Below are 18,480 nucleotides of genomic sequence, written 5' to 3' on the forward strand. Positions count from 1 at the left end.
CGGATTCTGTGGAGGCGCGTGGTGCCGGACGGGATCACTTGTCACGGACCTGGTCTTGCCGAGGTTTTGCCCACGCCTCGAGCGTCGCCCGTGACCCCACGGAGTGCAGCGACTCCAGCGCCGCGAGGTAGTGCTCGGTGAAGGCGGGCTGGTCGTGCAGGTCGGCGAACAGGTCCCGGTCCTCGAGGAACGCCAGCGGCTCCCCGGCCTGTCGGCTCGCCCGCTCGGTCACCTGTTCGCGGCGCCGGTCCACGACCTCGATCGGGTCGCCGGACTCATCGACGCCCTCGGCATAGCGAGCCCAGGCGGCCACGATCAGGGCCGAGCGGCGTACCTCACCGCCCTCGGCGAGCTGCTGCCTGATCACGGGGACCAGCCACTTGGGGATCCGGTCGGAGCTGAACGCGCACAACCGGGCCAGGGTGTCCCTGATCTCGGGGCTGGAGAACCGCTCGAGCAGGCTGTCCTTGTAGTCGTCGAGGTCGACGCCGGGAACCGGTTGCAGCGTGGGCGTCGCCTCCTCGTCCATGTAGCCGCGCAGGAACCCCTTGAGCAGGGGGTCGCCGGCCGCCTCGTGGACGTAGCGGTGGCCGGCCAGGTAGCCGAGATAGCCGAGGGCCTGGTGGCCGGCGTTGAGCAGCCGCAGCTTCATCAGCTCGTAGGGCGCCACGTCGTCGACCACCTGCACCCCGACACGTTCGAGCTCAGGACGACCGAGCGGGAAGCGGTCCTCCAGCGCCCACTGCGCGAACGACTCGCACACGACCGGCCACCGGTCGTCGATCTGGTACTCCGCGGCGACGAACGCCCGGTCGGCGTCGGTGGTGGCTGGGGTGATCCGGTCGACCATCGAGTTGGGGAAGGCGACGTGCTCGCCGATCCAGGCTCCGAGCTCCGCGTCGCGACTGGTCGCGAACGCGGTGACCATGGCCCTGGTCAGGTCGCCGTTGCCCTGGAGGTTGTCGCACGACATCACCGTGAACGGCTCGGTGCCCGCCGCGCGGCGGCGGGCGAGCGCCTCGGTGAGGAACCCGAACGCCGTGGTCGGTGGACCCTCCTGGCGGAGGTCGGCCTGGATCGCGGGGTCGCTGTCGTCGAAGGCCCCATCGGTCTCGCTGACGTGGTAGCCGCCCTCGGTGACCGTCAGGGAGACGATGCGGGTGGTCGGGTCGCTCATCCGGTCCAGCACCGCCTCGGGCTGCTCGGGGGCGAACAGGTAGTCGACCATCGAGCCGATGACGCGGGGTTCCGTGGTCCCGTCGGTGTTCTTGACGACCAGGGTGTAGAGGCAGTCCTGGGCCAGCATCGCCTCGCGCATCGCCGCGTCGGGCCCGAGCAGCCCGACCCCGGTGATCCCCCAGTCGTGGGCCAGTCCCTGGTTCATCAGGGCGTCGAGGTACATCGCCTGGTGCGCGCGGTGGAACCCGCCGACGCTGAGGTGGACGATGCCGCCGGTCACGGCCGAGCGGTCGTACGCCGGGCCGGCGACTCGCGGGCCGAGCTGTCCCAGGGTCTGCGCGTTCAGGTCGGTCATCGCCTCACCGTAGCCGCGAACACCCGGCAAGAACGCGGTCAGGCCGGGTTCTACGACTCGGTCTTCCCGGGACGGACGTGGTGGCTGGGCCAACCCCACAAGTGTTGGGTTGTGACAGCCGGATCGTCGATTCAGACGTCACAATCCAACATTTGCGCGGCCCGGCCGCCCGCAGCAGTGGCCCGGCCGCCGGCAGCAGCGGGCCACCACCACCCCAGCTCACCGCAGCCGGGTGGGCTGGAACCTTTCGGGTGGAGTCGCGATCACGTCCTGGGAGGCGACCAGCTGGATCTCGCGGGTGCCGGCCTCGATGGTCTTCTCCAGGATGCCGAAGACCGTGGAGGTGACCCGCTGCAGCGCTGTCTCGGCGGAGCCGGTGCGCAGGAGGTGGGCGAGGAAGACCGCGGCGGTCACGTCGCCGCACCCGTTGGGGGTGATCGGCAGCAGGGGGGTGCGGCACGACCAGGCGCCCTCGTCGGAGACCGCGACGACGTCGACCGAGTTCTCGGGGGTCTCGTCGGTGAGCACACTGGTGACCAGGACGGTGGAGGGGCCGGTGGCCCGGACCGCGTCGACGGCCTCGAGCACGTCGTCGACCGTCCGCGTCTGCTTGCCGGAGAGGAAGTCGAGCTCGAAGTGGTTCGGCGTGATCACGTCCGCGGTGGGGACGACGCGGTCGCGCAGGAACTCCGGGATCCCGGGCCGCACGAACATGCCCCGGCCCACGTCGCCCATGACCGGGTCGCAGCAGTAGACGGCTGCGGGATTGAGCTCCCTGACCCGTGCCACCGTGTCGAGGATGACGCCGCCGACCTCCTCGGCACCCTGGTAGCCGCTGAGGACCGCGGCCACCCGGGCCAGCGCGCCCCGCTCCTCGACCCCGAGGATCACGGCCCGCAGATCGTCGGCGGAGAGCAGCGGCCCGCGCCACTCGCCGTACCCGGTGTGGTTGGAGAAGTGCACGGTGTTCACCGCCCAGGCCTCGATCCCGAGGCGCTGCAGCGGGAAGACCGCAGCGCTGTTGCCGACGTGGCCGAACGCCACCGATGACTGGATCGAGAGGAGCTCCATGAGGCACATCTTGACGGGTCGACGGCCTAGGCGCACAAACTAGAACAGGTTATAGTTGTGGCCTGTGTGCTCCAGGGCACATTCCCGCGGTATGTCAACGAGTTCGAAGAGGTTGAGCATGGCGAAGCAGGCGCCCTACAAGAACGAGGCCGACTACGTGGTGGTCGGGTCCGGGAGTGCAGGGGCGGCCGTCGCGGGCCGGCTCGCCCAGTCCGGGGCAAGCGTGATCGTGCTGGAGGCGGGCAAGAGTGACAAGCAGTTCCTGACCAGCAAGCCCGGGATGATCGGGCCGATGCACGCCGAGCCCAAGATCAAGCGGATCAACGACTGGGGCTACTACTCCACGCCGCAGGAGCACATCCTCAACCGGCGGATGCCGGTGCCGCGCGGCAAGGTCGTGGGCGGATCCAGCTCGATCAACGGGATGGTCTACGTGCGCGGCAACCGCGCCAACTACGATTCCTGGGCCGCCGAGGGCAACACCGGGTGGGACGCCGACTCCGTCAACGCGGCGTACAAGCGGATGGAGGACTTCGAGGACGGCGCGAACGAGTACCGCGGCGCCGGCGGGCCGATCAAGATCACCCGCAACAAGATCCCCCAGGAGGGCACCCTCCAGTTCATCCAGGCGACCTCCGACGAGCTCGGCGTCAAGGTGCTCGACGACTACAACGCCGACGCCCAGGAGGGCATCGCGCGGATGCAGCAGAACGCCGCCAACGGCACGCGCTACAGCGCCGCGCGCGGCTACCTCCACGACCTCGACGTCCCCACCCTGCAGGTGCAGACCCAGGTCGTGGTCACCAAGATCATCATCGAGAACGGCCGGGCCGTCGGAGTCGCGGTAGTCGACCACAGCGGGGCCGCCCGGATCATCCGCGCGGGCAAGGAGGTCATCCTCTCGGCCGGCGTCGTGGGCTCACCGCAGCTGCTGATGCTCTCGGGCGTCGGGCACGCCGACCACCTGCGCGAGCACGGGATCACCCCGATCGCCGACCTGCCGGTGGGTGACAACCTGCACGACCACATGTTCCACGCACTGACCTTCCACGTGACGACCTCGACGCTGAAGGGCACGCCGTTCTTCTTCGCCAAGGGCGTGGCCAAGGAGGTGCTGCGTCCCGGTACGACGTTCCTGGCCAACTCGGTCTTCGAGTCGGTGGGCTTCGTGCGTACGTCGCAGGCGACCGACGTACCGGACCTGCAGCTGCACCTGCTGCCCTGGGCCTACGTCTCGCCCAACCAGGACGCACCCGTGCGGCACAACGTCGACCTGCGCCCGGCCCTGACCGTGCTGGCGACGCTGATCTACCCCAAGAGCCGCGGCACCCTGCGGCTGGCGTCCGGCGACCCGATGCAGGCGCCGCTCATCGACCCGCGCTACCTCTCCGACCCGGCCGACCTCGAGTTGCTGGCCGAGGGGTCGGAGATGACCCGCGCGATCATGGCCGGCGCCGCCTTCGGCGGGACGGTCAAGGACGAGATCCACCCCGGCGCCCAGCTCACGGGCAAGGACCTGCGCCGGGAGATCCTCAACCGGGCCACGTCGGTCTACCACGGTGTCGGCACCTGCCGGATGGGCGTGGACGAGCGCGCCGTGGTCGGGCCGGACCTCAAGGTCCACGGCATCGAGGGCCTGCGGGTGGCCGACGCCTCGATCATGCCGTCCATCACCGGTGGCAACACCAACGCGCCCGCGATCATGATCGGCGAGAAGGCCGCCGAGCTGATCCTGGGCTCCTGACGGCCCGCCGTCACGCGCCCGCCGTACCCCTGCTCCAGGAACTGCCGAGGAAGTGGACATGACCAGCGACACCCTGACCAGTCAGCCCCTGACCAGGCCGGCCACGATCACCGACGCCCTGCTCGACCGGATCACCTCCCGGGTCGCCTCCAGCGGCGGCGCCACCTGGAAGCTCACCGAGGTCTACACGGGCGAGGTGATCACCGCGCTGCCGCAGTCGACGCCGGAGGACATCGAGGCGGCGTACGCCCGGTCGCGGCAGGCGCAGCGCGCCTGGTCGCAGTGGCCGGTCCGCAAGCGGCTCGCGGTCTTCAAGCGGTTCCACAAGCTGCTGATCGAGAACAACACCACGATCGTGGACCTGATCCAGGCCGAGTCGGGCAAGGCCCGGCGGATGGCGTTCGACGAGACCTGCGACCCCGCGATGGTCACCTCGCACTACCTCAAGCGCGCCGCGAAGCTGCTCACCCCGGTCAAGCGCGGGGGGCCGGTGCCGGTGATGAGCACCTCCACTGAGATCCGCCAGCCCAAGGGCGTCGTCGCGATCATCGCCCCGTGGAACTTCCCGTTCGCCACCGGCCTCTCCGACGCGATCCCCGCCCTGATGGCCGGCAACGGCGTCGTCCTGAAGCCGGACAACAAGACGGCGCTCTCGCCTCTCTTCGGTGTCTCCCTGCTCTACGAGGCCGGCCTGCCGGAGGGGCTGTTCCAGGTGGTGTGCGGCGAGGGCCCCGACGTCGGCCCGACCCTGATCGACAACGCCAACTACGTGATGTTCACCGGGTCCACCCAGACCGGTCGCTACATCGGCCAGCGGGCGGGGCAGAACCTCATCGGCGCCTGCCTCGAGCTCGGTGGCAAGAACCCGATGATCGTGCTCCCCGACGCAAACCTCGACGAGACCGTCGAGGGCGCCCTGTTCGGCGTCTTCGGCAACACCGGGCAGATCTGCATGCACATCGAGCGGATGTACATCCACGACTCGATCTACGACGCCTTCAAGCAGCGCTTCGTCCAGGCGACCAAGGCGCTCAAGATCGGCGCGGCCTACGACTACACCCCCGAGCTGGGGTCGCTCATCTCCGTCGACCACAAGGACAGGGTCGCCGAGCACGTCGCCGACGCGGTGGCCAAGGGCGCGACCGTCCTCACCGGCGGGCGTGAGCGTCCCGACCTCGGCCCGGCGTTCTACGAGCCCACGGTCCTCGAGGGCGTCACCACCGAGATGCTCACCGGGTCCTGCGAGACCTTCGGTCCGGTGGTGGCCCTGCACCGCTACTCCTCGGTGGACGAGGCGGTGGAACTGGCGAACGACACCGACTACGGCCTGAACGCCAGCGTCTGGGGCACCGACCTCGAGGCCGCCGAGGCAGTCGCGCGACGCATCCACGCCGGCAACGTGAACGTCAACGACGCCCTGGCAGCGGCGTACGCCTCCAAGGGCACGCCTTCGGGCGGCGTCAAGCAGTCCGGCGTCGGCGCCCGCCACGGCGACCAGGGGCTGCTGAAGTACACCGACGCGATCAACCTCGCCGTGCTGAAGAAGCAGGTCCTCTCCGCCCCGCGGGACGAGCCGTTCGAGAAGCACGTGGACCAGACCCTCAAGGGGCTCACGATGATGCGGCGGCTCGGGATCCGGTAGACCTCTTGTGGGGCTCCGCTCCGGGGCCGTCCGCGGTGCGCCGTCCGGTCACGTGACGAGTCGCTTGGCGGCCCGCGTCGCTCGGACTTCCCTGCCGCGCACGGCCTGGTCTTCTCGCGCCGCGCGTCGCTCTCACGCGACCTCGTCCCGCGCCCACCCGTCGCACCGCGGCCGGGTGCAGACGCCGGCTCAGGCCACGAGCAGGGAGCGCTTGGAGAGGCCCATCCAGTAGCCGTCGATGACCTGCTTGCCAGGTGCCTCGGCGTCCGTGGCCGCGCCGAGTGTCACGAACAGCGGGGTGAAGTGCTCCACGGTGGGGTGGGCGTAGGGCATCCCCGGGGCCTGCGAGCGGTACGCCGCCAGCTCGGCCACGTCGCCGCGGGAGAGGGCGTCGGCGGCCCAGGAGTCGAAGTCGACCGACCAGCCCGGGGCCTGCGCCTCGATGCGGAACTCCTTGAGGAACGGCAGCCCGTGGGTCAGGAAGCCCGACCCGATCACGAGCACGCCCTCGTGGCGCAGCTCGCGCAGCCGGCTGCCGAGGACGAGCAGCCTGTGGGGGTCGTGGGTCGGCAGCGACATCTGCAGCACCGGGATGTCCCCGTCGGGGTACATGATCTTCAGCGGCACCCAGGCGCCGTGGTCGAGGCCGCGGCTGGCGTGCTGGTGCACCGGCTCGGTGTCGGGCATCATCGCGGCCACCCGCGCGGCGAGTGCCGTGGCGTCGGGGGTCCGGTAGGTCATCTCGTAGTAGCGCTGCGGGAAGCCGCCGAAGTCGTAGACCAGGTCGACGCCCGGGCCCGAGGCCGACAGCGACAGCGGCGCCGACTCCCAGTGGGCGCTGACGATCAGGATCGCCTTGGGGTGGGGGAGGTCGGCGGCCAGGGAGCGCAGCTCACCCGACCACACCGGGTCGTCGAGCAGCGGGGGAGCGCCGTGGCCGATGTAGAGCGCAGGCATTGCGGGGGAGGTGTCCATGACTTCCCTAACTAGTTTATGCGACAACTATATTCCTGGGGTCAGGGAAGGCGCCAGTCCACCGGCGTACCGCCCTGCTCCTCCAGCATCCGGTTGACCCGGCTGAACGGGCGCGACCCGAAGAACCCCCGGTGGGCCGAGAGCGGGCTGGGGTGCGTGGACTCCACCCACGGCATCGGGGAGAGCTCGGGCTTGAGGGACTGCGCGTCGCGGCCCCACAGCACCGCGGCGAGCGGGTCCCCGCCCGCGGCCCGGCGTGCCAGGGTCCGGATCGCCTGGTCGGTCACGGCCTCCCAGCCACGGCCGCGGTGGGAGGCCGGCTCACCCGCCCGCACCGTCAGGCACCGGTTCAGCAGCATCACGCCGTGGTCGGCCCACGGGGTCAGGTCACCACTGGTGGGCGCAGGCACCCCGAGGTCGTCGACGAGCTCCTTGAAGATGTTCACCAGGCTCCGGGGAGGTGCGACGCCGGGGGCCACGGAGAAGCTCAGCCCGACGGGGTGGCCCGGCGTGGGGTAGGGGTCCTGGCCGACGATGAGCACCTTGACCTCGGCGAGCGGCCGGCTGAACGCGCGCAGGACGTGCTCGCCCGCAGGCAGGTAGCCCCGACCCGCGGCGATCTCCTCCCGCAGGAAGCGGCCCATGGCCGCGATCCGGTCCTCGACCGGGGCCAGGGCCTCGGCCCAGTCGGGGGCGACGAGGCCCTTGTCCACGAGTCCGGCCAGCGCGCTCACGCCCGCAGCGTAGGCGCGCCCGGGTCATCGTTGCCACCGGGACGCCACTAGGTTTGGCGCGAGGACCCGAGCTGAAGGGACGTGGGATGGACACCGTGCGGGAACGCCGGCCGTGGAGTCTCGAGCGGCGCGCGTGGATGGTGGCCTTCCTGATCTCCGCGTTCAGCTCCCTGCTGATGCACGTCTCGCCGACGGATGGCAGCTACTGGCCGAAGGCGATCGGTGACCTGTTCGTCGGGCTGGCGCTGGTGATGGTGTTCGCCGGCGGCCGGGAGAGCGGGTACGGCGAGCGCGGCACCCTCCCGGTGGCCGTCGCCGTCGGGCTGCTCGCGCCGGTGATCGGCTACGCCTTCGACCCGGGCGGTCCGCTCGGCCGCGTCTTCGCGGCGCTGGAGTTCTTCGTCGTGGGGATGGCGCTCGCCGGCTCCCTGCTCGCGCTGAACCGCCGGGCTCCCCGCCGGGACCTCGACCCGGAGACCGCGCCGCTCGACTGAGCGCCCGCGTCACAAGCGACGAACAACCGACTCAGGCGGGGTGGGCGGGGCGCAGCAGCCGGTCCAGGAACGCGGTGAGCAGGGCCTCGCGCAGGGCGGGGGCGGCGAGGTCGAGGAGGGCGTTGATCTCGGCCATCGAGTCGGGCAGGCCCACGGCACCGTCGTCGGATCCGCCGGCCATCCCGACCGCGGCCAGCAGGCCGTCGAAGTCCTCGTCACTGAGCCCGGCGGGGTCCAGGGACTTCACGAACTCCACGACGCCGGGGTCGACGGCGATCGGGCCGGCCGCGACCGCGTCCGAGACGGCCGCCGCGAGCGCGGTGAGGAACTCCTCGGTGTGCTCGGCGGTCGCCGCGCTCAGCGACAGGTGGATCGTCGGCTCCTGGCCCTCGAAGGACATCTGGGGCTGGACGTACCAACCGGCTCGCGTCATCGCGTCGGTGATCGTGAAGACGTCGCAGCTGGCGTCGGTCGCGAAGGCCACCAGCGTCGACTCCGGGGGTACGACGACCCGCAGGCCCTCGATCCGGGCGATCCCCTCGACCAGCCGGTCCACGCCGTCGAGCACCTTCCGGGTGAGCGCGAGGTAGCCCTCGTCGCCGATGGTGTTCACCACCGCCCACGCGCCTGCGAGCGGCCCGCCGGACTTCGTGGACTGCATCGTGGGGTTGAGCATCGTGTAGCCGGGCCACTTCGCGCTGGCGAAGAACTGCGGCCGCCGCAGCGCGGCGCTGCGGTGCAGCAGGATCGAGGTGCCCTTGGGGGCGTAGGCGTACTTGTGCAGGTCCACCGAGATGCTGGTGACGCCCTCCACGGCGAAGGTCCACGGCCGGACGGGACGGCCCAGCCGGGCGGCGTACGGCAGCACCCAGCCGCCGATGCAGGCGTCGACGTGGCAGCGGACCCCGCGCGCGGCGGCCGCGGCGGCGATCTCGGTGACCGGGTCCACCACCCCGTGGGCGTACGACGGGGCGCTGGCCACCACGAGCACTGTGCGGTCGTCGATCGCGGCCTCCATCGCACCGGGACGGGCCCGGAACTCCTCGTCCACGTCGACCATCACCGCCTCGACGCCGAAGTAGTGGGCCGCCTTGTGGAACGCCGCGTGCGCGGTCACCGGCAGCACCATCCGGGGACGCTCGATGTCGGGGCGGGAGTCGCGCGCGCCCTGCACCGCCAGCAGCACCGACTCCGTGCCACCGGAGGTCACCGTGCCGACCGCACCGTCGGGGCCGTCGAGCAGCCGTGCGGCGAAGCCGACCAGCTCGTTCTCCATCGCCAGCAGGCTCGGGAACGCCGTCGGGTCGAGCCCGTTGGACCCGGCGTACGCCGCCACCGCCGACCGGCCGACCTCGTCGGCCTCGACCAGGCCGGAGTCGTAGACGTAGGCCAGCGTGCGGCCGCCCGTCACCGGGACGTCGGCGGACTGCATCTCGCGCAGCCGGGCCAGGATGTCGTTCACTGCTGGTCTCCTCGGTCGGCCGGGTCGGGGGCGCCCTCGTCGACCGCGGTGTGGTCCAGCGAGTAGCGCGAGAGCGTCCACAGGCTGAGCAGGATGAGCAGGGCCGGGATGAGCGAGAAGCCCAGGACGATGGCGGTCAGCGCCGAGTCGGGCTGGGTCTGGTTGGTCCAGTCGGCGTTGAGGTCCGAGGAGCGATAGCTGCCCAGGGCCAGCACCACGGCGTACAGCGAGGGGCCGAACGCGAGTCCGAGGGTCTCCCCGGCGGTCCACACCCCGGTGTAGACGCCGATGCGGTTCTCGCCGGTCCGGCGGGCGTCCACCGCGGCGGCGTCGGGGAGCATCGCCATCGGGAAGACCTGCGCGCCGGCGTACCCGACGCCGACCAGGGCCGTGGCCGCGTAGACCCACCACGACGGCGCCGAGCGTGACCAGAAGAGCAGCAGCGCCGCGAGGGCGAGCACCAGCGAGGAGGCGAGGTAGCCCCGCTTCTTGCCGATCCGCTGTCCCAGGGCGCTCCAGGCCGGGGTCAGCAGCAGGGCCGGCCCCACGAAGCAGACGAACAGGATCGTCGCGGCGCCCTTGTCGACCAGGACCCAGCGGGCCACGTAGGCGACACCGGCGAGCATGGCGCCGGTCGCGAGGGCCTGGATGACGAACGTGGTCAGCAGCAGCCGGAAGTCGCGCGCCCGGGCCACCACCCGCAGCTGGTCACGCAGGCTTCCCGGGCTCGAGGCCACCTGGCCGATCGGCGCCGAGCGGGTGCCCACGTAGGCCCCGACCACGCCGATCACCAGCAGCCCGGCGATCACCAGTCCCATCACCCGGTAGCCGGTGCGGCCGTCGAACGCGTCCCGGATGGCGGGGGCCGTGGCACCGCTGAGCATGATCGCGAGCGCGAGGATCGCGACCCGCCAGGTCATCAGCCGGGTGCGCTCGTCGTAGGAGTCGGTGATCTCGGCCGGCATCGCGACGTAGGGCACCTGGAAGAAGGCGTACGCCGTGGCGCAGGCGACGAACATGACCAGCACCCACGCCGCGTCGAACACCTTCGAGTCCAGGTCAGGGGCCGCGAACAGGAGTGCGAAGAAGAACGCGAGCAGGAGCCCGGCCTTGAGCAGGAACGGCCGACGAGGTCCCCGCGGGTCCGTGGACCGGTCGCTGATCCGCCCGGCGATCGGGTTCAGCACCACGTCCCACGCCTTGGGGAGGAACACGATCAGCCCCGCGAGAACGGCGGCGATCCCGACGGTGTCGGTCAGGTAGGGCAGCAGCATCAGTCCGGGAACCGTCCCGAACGTCCCGGTGGCCACCGAGCCGAAGCCGTAGCCGGCACGGACCTTGCGCGGGAGCGCGTCAGCAGTCGGGGGTCGGGACCGGTCATCGAGGTGGGTCACGCGGGTCAACCTAGTGGCTGGAGGCCGCTGTGTCCGCGACTCGAGGCCGTGCCGATCCTGGCTCGCCGCCCGGTGGTCACTGCCTCCTTGATCGCGTCGAGCGCGTCCGCAGACTAGGCGGGGGGCTGGGGCCGCGAGGCGACCTGAGAGACCATCCAGGTTGCAACCGACGCGGTGATGGCACCCACGGTGCCGATCCCGATGACCATCAGACCGACTGCGATCAGTCGCCCCTGGAGCGTGACTGGAAAGTGGTCGCCGTAGCCCACAGTCGTCACCGTGGTTGCTGCCCACCACAGCGCGTCGCCAAAGGTAGTGATGTTGGCGTCTTGCGCCTTCTGTTCTGCGTCGAGGACGGCCAGTGATCCGAGGCCCACAGCCATGACGGCGGTTCCCACGACATAAGTGGATACCTGTCCGGCGAGCGACCCGGCGGCGGAGCGATTGAGCACGCGGGCAAGCGCCAGCAGTCGAAGCAGCCGTAGGGGCCGCAGCATCGGCAGGCCAACCAGGGCGACGTCGTACCAGTGGCGGACAAGATAGGTCTTGCGGTCCTCCGCCAGCACGACCCGGGCGGCAAAGTCGACTGCGAAGGCACCCCAGACTGCCCACGAGATCGCTGCCAAGGTGACTTGCAGCCGGGAGTCGATCCCCGGGTGTACGACGGGCCAGGCGTAGGCAACGAGGAATGCGGCTGCAAGCAGTAGGAGCGGGACCTCGCTGCGCCGTTCCCAGCGTTGCACTCGGGTCATGGCCGCAGGCTAGCCGTGCCAGCTGCTCCAAACTGGAAGTCTCAGGTCTTCACCGTCGAGAAGGGCGATCGGCTGATCGTGCTCGCCGAGGACTGAGCCCCTACCCAGCGGGCGCGGGCTGCCGCAGCGTCCGCTCGACCAGCCGGGCCAACGCGGCCTGGCCGGCCGGCAGCGGGTGCAGGGCGGCGCCGAGCCGGACGTTGGTCACCCGCCCCTGGACCCACGGCTGCCGTGAGCAGACGTGGTGGCGCAGGGACGCGGCGTAGAAGTCCACGAACTCGACCCCGGCGTCAGCGGCGGCCGCACGCATCTGGTTGCGCAGCCCCAGGTTGACCTCGCGGAACGTCTCCCGGTCCTTCTCGCGCATCCTGGGGATGAGGCTGCAGCTCCCCGATGGCGGGTAGAGCCGCGGGTAGCCGATCAGCAGCACCCGGGCGTTCGGCGCGCGCTCGCGCACCTGCCCGAGGGTGGCGACCAGCGCGGGGCGCAGGCGCGCCACGATCGAGCCCAGCTCGGCGCGCTGGTCGAAGAGCGGGCATCCGTGGGTGGAGCGGCGGCACACGGTCGCGATCCGGCCGTAGAGGCGGTAGTCGTTGGCGCCGATGCCGACGGTGACGAGGTCGGTCTCCTGCGACAGTGCGTCGAACTGCGGCGGCACCCGCTCCCCGAGGCCGGTCAGCTGCCTGCCGGGGAGGTCCCGGGTCTGGGCCCCGATGCAGGACCGGTCCTGGAGGTCGTCCACGTGCAGCGCGGTGGCCACCAGCCGCGGGTAGTTGTTGCTCGAGCGGAAGCACCCCCGGGCGGGATCGGTGAGCGGCACGTACGGCGCGGCGGTGTAGGAGTCACCCAGGGCCACGTAGTGCTGGTACGCCGGGCGCGCCGGCCCTGGGCCACTGGTGGTGCCGAGCGCCAGGACGAGCAGGACGAGCAGCAGGGCCGCGACGAGGCGCAGCGCCTGTCGCGAAACGTGCCTCGCCGGCAGGTTCAAGAGCCTCGGGCGAGGTTCCGGGAGCTGGTCGAGGCGAACCTGCGGGCGGGGTTGGAGCCGATGGCCGAACGGTCAGGCGCGACCTCGGCAACGGCCGGCCGGGCCTGCTTCCTCGCGGTCTTGGTGGCCGTCTTCTTCGTCGTGGTCTTCTCGGCCGCGGTCTTCTTGGTGGCGCTCTTCTTCGCGGCGGTCTTCGTGGCGGCGGTCTTCGTGGCGGCGGCCTTCTTGGTGGTCGCCTTCTTGTTCGCCGTGGTCTTCTTGGCCGGGGTCTTCCGGGTCGCCGTCTTCTTCGCCGCGGTCTTCTTGGTGGTCTTCTTCGCGGCCCGTCGGCGGGCGGGCTTGCCGGTGGACTCCTCCGGGGCGGAGTGCTGCTCCATCCACTCGTCCAGCACCACCCAGGTCGTGTTCCGGGCGGCACGACCGGTGAGCATGCCCAGGTGTCCGCCCGGCACGATCTCCAGGCGCACCTCGGGGGAGCCCGTGAACAGCGGGACCGCGGCCTGCACCGCCTTGATCGGCGCGATCCCGTCGGTGTTGCCCGCGAAGACCAGCACCGGGACCGTGACGTCGGCGAGGTCGATCACCTTGTCGGTGAGGTCCACCTTGCCCTTGAGCAGCTGGTTGCCCTTGAGCATCCGGTGGTAGAGCTGGCCGAAGGAGCGGCCGGGGTAGGCGTGCATGTTCGCGGTGAACCGGTCCACCGCCTCGATCTGCGCCAGCCACTCGCTGTCGTCGAGGTGCTGCAGCATCGCGAGGGGCTTGGTGAGCAGCTTGGTGCCCGCGGTGAGCTTGAACGCCCGGCGCACCAGCGGGGCCGGTGCCCCGCCGAGCATCCGGTAGAGCTGGGTGACCAGCCCGCCGTCGGTGAGTCGCAGGATGGGCCGGATCGGGGCGACCATCGGCACCTGCTTGACGTCGAACGGGGTGCCCAGCAGGGTCAGCGACGCGATCGGGAGGCTGGCGTCGTCGGCGGCGGCGAGGGCGGCGAAGATGCCGCCCAGGCTCCAGCCGACGAGGTGCACCGGGCGCCCGCCGGCGTGCTCGCTCACGGTCTTGACCGCCTCGGGGACGACTCCCTCGACCCAGTGCTCGAGGCCCATGGTGCGGTTCTTGAAGGAGACCTCGCCGTACTCCACGAGGTAGGTGGGCCGGCCCTGGGTGACGAAGTGCTCGACGAGGGAGCAGCCGCGCCGCAGGTCATAGCAGATCGCGGGGGCGGCCAACGGCGTGATCAGCAGCACCGGGTCACCGCTCTCGCGGGTCCGCTTCTGCGGCCGGTAGTGGTAGACCTCGCGCAGCGGCCCGTCGTCGATGAGCGTGCGCGGCATGGGGCGAAGGTCCGCCAGCCCCCCGTAGAGCACCTTGTGCGCGACGTTGCTGGCGGCGGACGCGACCTGGTCCGGCTTGGGGATCAAGTCCATGGGCGAGAGGTTACCGACTCGCGCGTACCCGGGCCGCGCCCACGGGCGGCCCATCCACGACATGGACATCGTCGTGGGTGCGAGGTAGGACTGGGCCATGAAGATCTCTCGGGTGCTGGGTGGTGTGGGCGTTGCCCTCGGGGCGGTCGCAGCGCGGGACCTCACCCAGAAGCGGCACGCACTGATGCGCAACTTCCCGGTGATCGCGCACGCCCGCTACTGGCTGGAGACCATCGGCCCGGAGCTGCGTCAGTACATCGTGACCAGCAACGACGAGGAGCGCCCGTTCAGCCGCGACCAGCGCACCTGGATCTACGCCTCCTCCAAGCAGCAGAACAACTACTCCGGATTCGGCACCGACAACGACACCGAGCACCTGCCGGGCTACGCGATCATCAAGCACCGCACCTTCGCCAGCTCGCTGCCCCACGACCACGCCAGGACGACCGGCCTCCCGAGCGCCAAGGTCCTGGGTGGCCCTCGTGGGCGGGCGAAGGCGTTCCGCCCCGACTCACTGGTCAACATCTCCGGGATGAGCTTCGGGTCGATGTCGGGCAACGCCATCCAGGCGCTGAACTCCGGTGCGCGGCAGGCGGGCTGCATGCACAACACGGGTGAGGGTGGGCTCTCCTCGCACCACCTCCAGGGCGGGGACCTGGTGCTGCAGCTCGGTACGGCGTACTTCGCCTGCCGCGACGAGCACGGCAACTTCTCCCTCGACAAGCTCAAGGAGGTCGTCGAGTCGGCCCCGGTGCGTGCGATCGAGATCAAGCTGTCCCAAGGGGCCAAGCCCGGTCTCGGCGGACTGCTGCCCGCCGCGAAGGTGAGCCGCGAGATCTCGGAGGTCCGGGGCATCCCGATGGGCCGCGACTGCGCCAGCCCGGCCCGGCACACCGCGTTCAGCGACGAGGACAGCCTGCTCGACTTCGTGGAGCTGATCGCCACCGAGACCGGACTGCCGGTCGGCATCAAGAGCGCCGTCGGGGAGATGGGGTTCTGGCACCAGCTGACCCGCCTGATGGCCGGCGGTGACCGGGGGGTCGACTTCGTCACCCTCGACGGGGGCGAGGGCGGCACCGGTGCCTCGCCGCCGATCTTTGCCGACTCGATCGCGCTGCCGTTCCGGATCGGGTTCTCCCGGGTCTACGCCACGTTCGCCGAGGCCGGGCTCACCGACGACGTCACCTTCATCGGCTCCGCGAAGCTGGGGCTTCCGGACAACGCCGTGGTCGCCTTCGCCCTCGGCGCGGACATGGTCAACGTCGCCCGTGAGGCGATGCTCGCGATCGGGTGCATCCAGTCCCAGAAGTGCCACACCGACCGCTGCCCTACGGGGGTCGCCACGCAGGATCCCTGGCTGGCGCACGGCCTGGAGCCGGTCTCCAAGGCCGAGCGGTGCGCGCAGTACATCCGCACCTTGCGCAACGAGCTGGTCAAGGTCTCGGAGTCGGTCGGCGTCGCTCACCCGGGCCTGATCACCGCCGACGACGTCGACATCCTCAGCGGCGACTACCAGGCGCAGTCACTGCGGGAGATCTACGGCTACAGGCACGGCTGGGGAGAGCTGGGCCCGAAGCTCGCCGAGGAGATCCGCCACGTGATGCAACCCGGCGGGATGCGCTCCGAGGGCGAGTCCATCGAGGCCGGTGAGGGCGAGAAGGACGACCCGGTCGGCACCGACACGGGTGACTGAGCGAGCCTGATCCGGGCCCGGTCGAGGTGGCTCAGCCGCGGCTGGCCGGGTGCAGCTCCCGGGTGTGGGTCTGGGAGCCCGCGAGGTGGTCGAGGAAGGTGGTGGCCCAGCGGGCCACGTCGTTCTCGGCCACGGTCTTGCGCATCGCCCGCATCCGCCGGGTCAGGTCCTTCTCCTCGGCCTGGTAGGCCTGGAGCATCGTCGCCTTCATCCCGTTGATGTCGTAGGGGTTGACCAGGTAGGCCTGCCGGAGCTCGTTGGCGGCGCCGGCGAACTCCGAGAGCACCAGCGCCCCGTTGTTGTTGAACCGGCTGGCGACGTACTCCTTGGCGACGAGGTTCATCCCGTCCCGGAACGGGGTCACCACCATGATGTCCGCGGCGCCGTACAGCGCGACCAGCTCCTCACGGGGGAAGGAGGAGTGCAGGTAGGAGATCGCGGGCCGGCCGATGCGGCCGAGGTCGCCGTTGATCCGGCCCACGAGCCGGTCGATGTCATCTCGCAGCCGGCGGTACTGGTCGACCCGCTCCCGCGACGGGGTGGCGACCTGGACGAAGACCGCGTCCTCGACGGTGAAGTGGCCGTCGGCGATCAGCTCGCTGTAGGCGCGGAGCCGGGCGTAGATGCCCTTGGTGTAGTCGAGGCGGTCGATCCCGAGGAAGACCTTGCGGGGGTTGCCGAGCTCCTCGCGGATCTCGGCGGAGCGTGCGGTCACCGGCTCGGAGCGGGCGAGCTCCTCGAATCCGGCGGTGTCGATCGAGATCGGGAACGCCTTGGCGATCACCACCCGGCCGTCGGGCAGGTAGACGGAGTCGCGGTGGGTCTTGTGCCCGACCCGCTGCCGGACCAGGCGCACGAAGTTCTGGGCCGCGCCGGCGAGCTGGAAGCCGACGAGGTCGGCACCGAGGAGCCCCTCGAGGATCTGGCGGCGCCAGGGCAGCTGGGAGAAGAGCTCCGGCGGGGGGAAGGGGATGTGCAGGTAGAACCCGATGCGCAGGTCCGGACGGAGCTCGCGCAGCATCGCCGGGACGAGCTGGAGCTGGTAGTCCTGCACCCAGACGGTGGCGTCCTTGGCCGCGAACTTGGCGGCCGCCTCGGCGAAGCGGTGGTTGATCGCCACGTAGGAGTCCCACCACTCACGGTGGAAGGACGGCTTGGCCACCAGGTCGTGGTAGAGCGGCCACAGGGTGTCGTTGGAGAACCCCTCGTAGAACTCGTTGACCTCCTCCGCCGAGAGCGGCACCGGCACCAGGGTCATCCCCTCGTCCTCGAACGACTCGGGGACCTCGCCGGAGTCCCCGGGCCAGCCGATCCAGGCGCCCCGGTTGCGGCTCATCACCGGCTGGAGGGCCGAGACCAGGCCGCCCGGAGAGGGACGCCAGGAGGTCTCGCCGTCGGCGTCGACGACCCGGTCGACGGGCAGCCTGTTGGCCACGACGACCAGGTCGGCGCTGGTACGGCGCTGCGAGCTCGAAGTCACGAGCCGACCCTATCCACGGGGTAGGTGACACCGATCTGGGCCCGGAGCTCGTCCATCTGCTCCATCAGCGCGATCGTCTGCGCGGGCGGCACCAGGGTGCTGGTGCGCGCCCCGGCGCGCAGACAGCGGTGCACCTCGAGGATCTCGTTGCCGTAGCCCCGGCCGACCACCGGCTCGTCGGGGAGGATCCACTCGCTCTCACCCTGCTGGGTCCAGTACGACGTCCAGCGGATCCGCTCGGGGTGGTGGAAGCCCCACGGCAGGTCGAAGCGGCCGATCTCGGTGGCGACCGAGGCCGAGCGCGGGGACTGGGAGGTCATCGACGCGGTCAGTGCGGCGGTCGCACCACCGGCGTAGCGGCCCGCGATCGCGATGTCGAGGTCGATCCCGCTCTCGGAGAGGTGGGCCACCGACCTGAGCTGCTCGGGGGCGCCGAGGACCAGGTGGGCGAACGTCAGGGGGTAGATGCCCATGTCGAGCAGGGCTCCCGCTCCGAGCGCGGGGTCGAAGAGCCGGTCGTGCGGGTCGTTCGGGACCACGAAGCCGAGGTCGGCGTGCACCTGGCGCGCCGTGCCGTGCTCGCCGTCGGCCAGCAGCCTCAGCATCGTGCGGATCATGGGGTGGCAGGCCATCCACATGGCCTCCATCAGGAACAGCCCGCGGGCCTGCGCCTCCTCGAAGAGCGCCTGGGTCGAGCCGGCGTCGAGGGTCATCGGCTTCTCGCAGAGCACGTGCTTGCCCGCCTCGAGGGCGAGCCGCACGTGCTCGTCGTGGAACGCGTGCGGGGACGCGACGTACACCACGTCGACGTCCGGGTCGCTGACCAGCTCCTCGTAGGAGCCGTGGGCGGTGCCCCCGAACTCGGCCGCGAACTCCTCGGCCCGTTGCCGGCTGCGTGAGCCGCTGGCCACCAGGGTCGCGTCGGGCACCAGTGCCAGGTCGGTGGCGAAGGTCCGTGCGATCCGGCCCGGCGCCAGCACGCCCCAGCGAATGGTCTCCATGGCGCTCACCGTACCCAGCCCGAGCCAGCCGACCCCGCGAGCGCGCGCGAGCCGCACGCGCCACGCCGCGAACCGAATGACACTGATGTATTTCC

15 protein-coding genes are annotated in these 18,480 nt (G+C 70.8%); 4 read left to right on the forward strand and 11 right to left on the reverse strand.

What is annotated here, in order from left to right:
* Positions 1-34: 34 nt before the first annotated feature.
* Together AC4BGB_RS14910 and pdxY are read right to left on the reverse strand one after the other, a co-directional pair.
* Complete coding sequence (locus tag AC4BGB_RS14910) at positions 35-1,534, reverse strand: mannitol dehydrogenase family protein (RefSeq protein WP_490547662.1); 1,500 nt, start codon at positions 1,532-1,534, stop codon at positions 35-37.
* A gap of 219 nt (positions 1,535-1,753) precedes the next feature.
* Complete coding sequence (gene pdxY, locus AC4BGB_RS14915; RefSeq protein ID WP_490547663.1) at positions 1,754-2,605, reverse strand: pyridoxal kinase PdxY; 852 nt, start codon at positions 2,603-2,605, stop codon at positions 1,754-1,756.
* Positions 2,606-2,723: 118 nt separating this feature from the next.
* Between pdxY and AC4BGB_RS14920 the strand changes: the two genes are divergently transcribed.
* A complete protein-coding gene (locus tag AC4BGB_RS14920; RefSeq protein ID WP_490547664.1) occupies positions 2,724-4,349 on the forward strand; it encodes a GMC family oxidoreductase in 1,626 nt (541 codons plus the stop codon).
* A 58-nt stretch (positions 4,350-4,407) separates the two neighbouring features.
* Complete coding sequence (locus AC4BGB_RS14925; protein WP_490547665.1) at positions 4,408-5,991, forward strand: succinic semialdehyde dehydrogenase; 1,584 nt, start codon at positions 4,408-4,410, stop codon at positions 5,989-5,991.
* Between the two features lie 189 nt (positions 5,992-6,180).
* Here AC4BGB_RS14925 and AC4BGB_RS14930 read toward each other — a convergent pair whose 3' ends face one another.
* Together AC4BGB_RS14930 and AC4BGB_RS14935 are read right to left on the reverse strand one after the other, a co-directional pair.
* A complete protein-coding gene (locus AC4BGB_RS14930; RefSeq protein WP_490547666.1) occupies positions 6,181-6,966 on the reverse strand; it encodes a dioxygenase family protein in 786 nt (261 codons plus the stop codon).
* A 41-nt stretch (positions 6,967-7,007) separates the two neighbouring features.
* A complete protein-coding gene (locus AC4BGB_RS14935) occupies positions 7,008-7,700 on the reverse strand; it encodes a uracil-DNA glycosylase (protein ID WP_490547667.1) in 693 nt (230 codons plus the stop codon).
* 86 nt (positions 7,701-7,786) lie between these two features.
* On the opposite strand from AC4BGB_RS14935, the gene AC4BGB_RS14940 reads away from it, so the two are divergent.
* Positions 7,787-8,194, forward strand: a complete 408-nt coding sequence (locus AC4BGB_RS14940; protein ID WP_490547668.1) for a hypothetical protein — start codon at positions 7,787-7,789, stop codon at positions 8,192-8,194.
* A gap of 31 nt (positions 8,195-8,225) precedes the next feature.
* On the opposite strand, the gene AC4BGB_RS14945 is transcribed toward AC4BGB_RS14940, so the two are convergent.
* The 5 genes from AC4BGB_RS14945 to AC4BGB_RS14965 all read right to left on the reverse strand — a co-directional run bounded on the left by AC4BGB_RS14945 (position 8,226) and on the right by AC4BGB_RS14965 (position 14,211).
* Entirely contained in the window at positions 8,226-9,656 is a 1,431-nt protein-coding gene (locus AC4BGB_RS14945) for a pyridoxal phosphate-dependent decarboxylase family protein (RefSeq protein ID WP_490547669.1), read from the reverse strand.
* Positions 9,653-11,050 (reverse strand): MFS transporter, encoded by a 1,398-nt coding sequence (locus AC4BGB_RS14950; protein WP_490547670.1) that lies wholly within the window; start codon positions 11,048-11,050, stop codon positions 9,653-9,655. The genes AC4BGB_RS14945 and AC4BGB_RS14950 overlap by 4 nt, the downstream gene beginning before the upstream one ends.
* 113 nt (positions 11,051-11,163) lie before the next feature.
* Complete coding sequence (locus AC4BGB_RS14955; protein ID WP_490547671.1) at positions 11,164-11,802, reverse strand: potassium channel family protein; 639 nt, start codon at positions 11,800-11,802, stop codon at positions 11,164-11,166.
* A 100-nt stretch (positions 11,803-11,902) separates the two neighbouring features.
* Entirely contained in the window at positions 11,903-12,790 is an 888-nt protein-coding gene (locus AC4BGB_RS14960) for an SGNH/GDSL hydrolase family protein (RefSeq protein ID WP_490547672.1), read from the reverse strand.
* A complete protein-coding gene (locus AC4BGB_RS14965) occupies positions 12,787-14,211 on the reverse strand; it encodes an alpha/beta fold hydrolase (protein WP_490547673.1) in 1,425 nt (474 codons plus the stop codon). Before AC4BGB_RS14965 ends, AC4BGB_RS14960 begins: the two co-directional genes overlap by 4 nt.
* A gap of 97 nt (positions 14,212-14,308) precedes the next feature.
* Between AC4BGB_RS14965 and AC4BGB_RS14970 the strand changes: the two genes are divergently transcribed.
* Complete coding sequence (locus AC4BGB_RS14970; protein WP_490547674.1) at positions 14,309-15,904, forward strand: glutamate synthase-related protein; 1,596 nt, start codon at positions 14,309-14,311, stop codon at positions 15,902-15,904.
* 31 nt (positions 15,905-15,935) lie between these two features.
* Here the strand turns inward: AC4BGB_RS14970 and AC4BGB_RS14975 are convergent, their stop codons facing one another.
* Both AC4BGB_RS14975 and AC4BGB_RS14980 read right to left on the reverse strand, forming a co-directional pair.
* Complete coding sequence (locus AC4BGB_RS14975; RefSeq protein ID WP_490547675.1) at positions 15,936-17,384, reverse strand: alpha,alpha-trehalose-phosphate synthase (UDP-forming); 1,449 nt, start codon at positions 17,382-17,384, stop codon at positions 15,936-15,938.
* Positions 17,381-18,385 carry a Gfo/Idh/MocA family protein gene (locus AC4BGB_RS14980; RefSeq protein WP_490547676.1) on the reverse strand — a complete coding sequence of 335 codons (1,005 nt, stop codon included), beginning with the start codon at positions 18,383-18,385 and terminating at the stop codon, positions 17,381-17,383. The genes AC4BGB_RS14975 and AC4BGB_RS14980 overlap by 4 nt, the downstream gene beginning before the upstream one ends.
* Positions 18,386-18,480: the final 95 nt, after the last annotated feature.

The organism is Nocardioides sp. Z30_9 (genome assembly GCF_058215735.1).

Coding starts and splice junctions, on each gene's coding strand:
- AC4BGB_RS14920 (WP_490547664.1), top strand. CDS start 2,724: ATGGCGAAGCAGGCGCCCTACAAGAACGAGGCCGACTACGTGGTGGTC.
- AC4BGB_RS14965 (WP_490547673.1), bottom strand. CDS start 14,211: ATGGACTTGATCCCCAAGCCGGACCAGGTCGCGTCCGCCGCCAGCAAC.
- AC4BGB_RS14970 (WP_490547674.1), top strand. CDS start 14,309: ATGAAGATCTCTCGGGTGCTGGGTGGTGTGGGCGTTGCCCTCGGGGCG.
- AC4BGB_RS14930 (WP_490547666.1), bottom strand. CDS start 6,966: ATGGACACCTCCCCCGCAATGCCTGCGCTCTACATCGGCCACGGCGCT.
- pdxY (WP_490547663.1), bottom strand. CDS start 2,605: ATGGAGCTCCTCTCGATCCAGTCATCGGTGGCGTTCGGCCACGTCGGC.
- AC4BGB_RS14910 (WP_490547662.1), bottom strand. CDS start 1,534: ATGACCGACCTGAACGCGCAGACCCTGGGACAGCTCGGCCCGCGAGTC.
- AC4BGB_RS14955 (WP_490547671.1), bottom strand. CDS start 11,802: ATGACCCGAGTGCAACGCTGGGAACGGCGCAGCGAGGTCCCGCTCCTA.
- AC4BGB_RS14925 (WP_490547665.1), top strand. CDS start 4,408: ATGACCAGCGACACCCTGACCAGTCAGCCCCTGACCAGGCCGGCCACG.
- AC4BGB_RS14980 (WP_490547676.1), bottom strand. CDS start 18,385: ATGGAGACCATTCGCTGGGGCGTGCTGGCGCCGGGCCGGATCGCACGG.
- AC4BGB_RS14940 (WP_490547668.1), top strand. CDS start 7,787: ATGGACACCGTGCGGGAACGCCGGCCGTGGAGTCTCGAGCGGCGCGCG.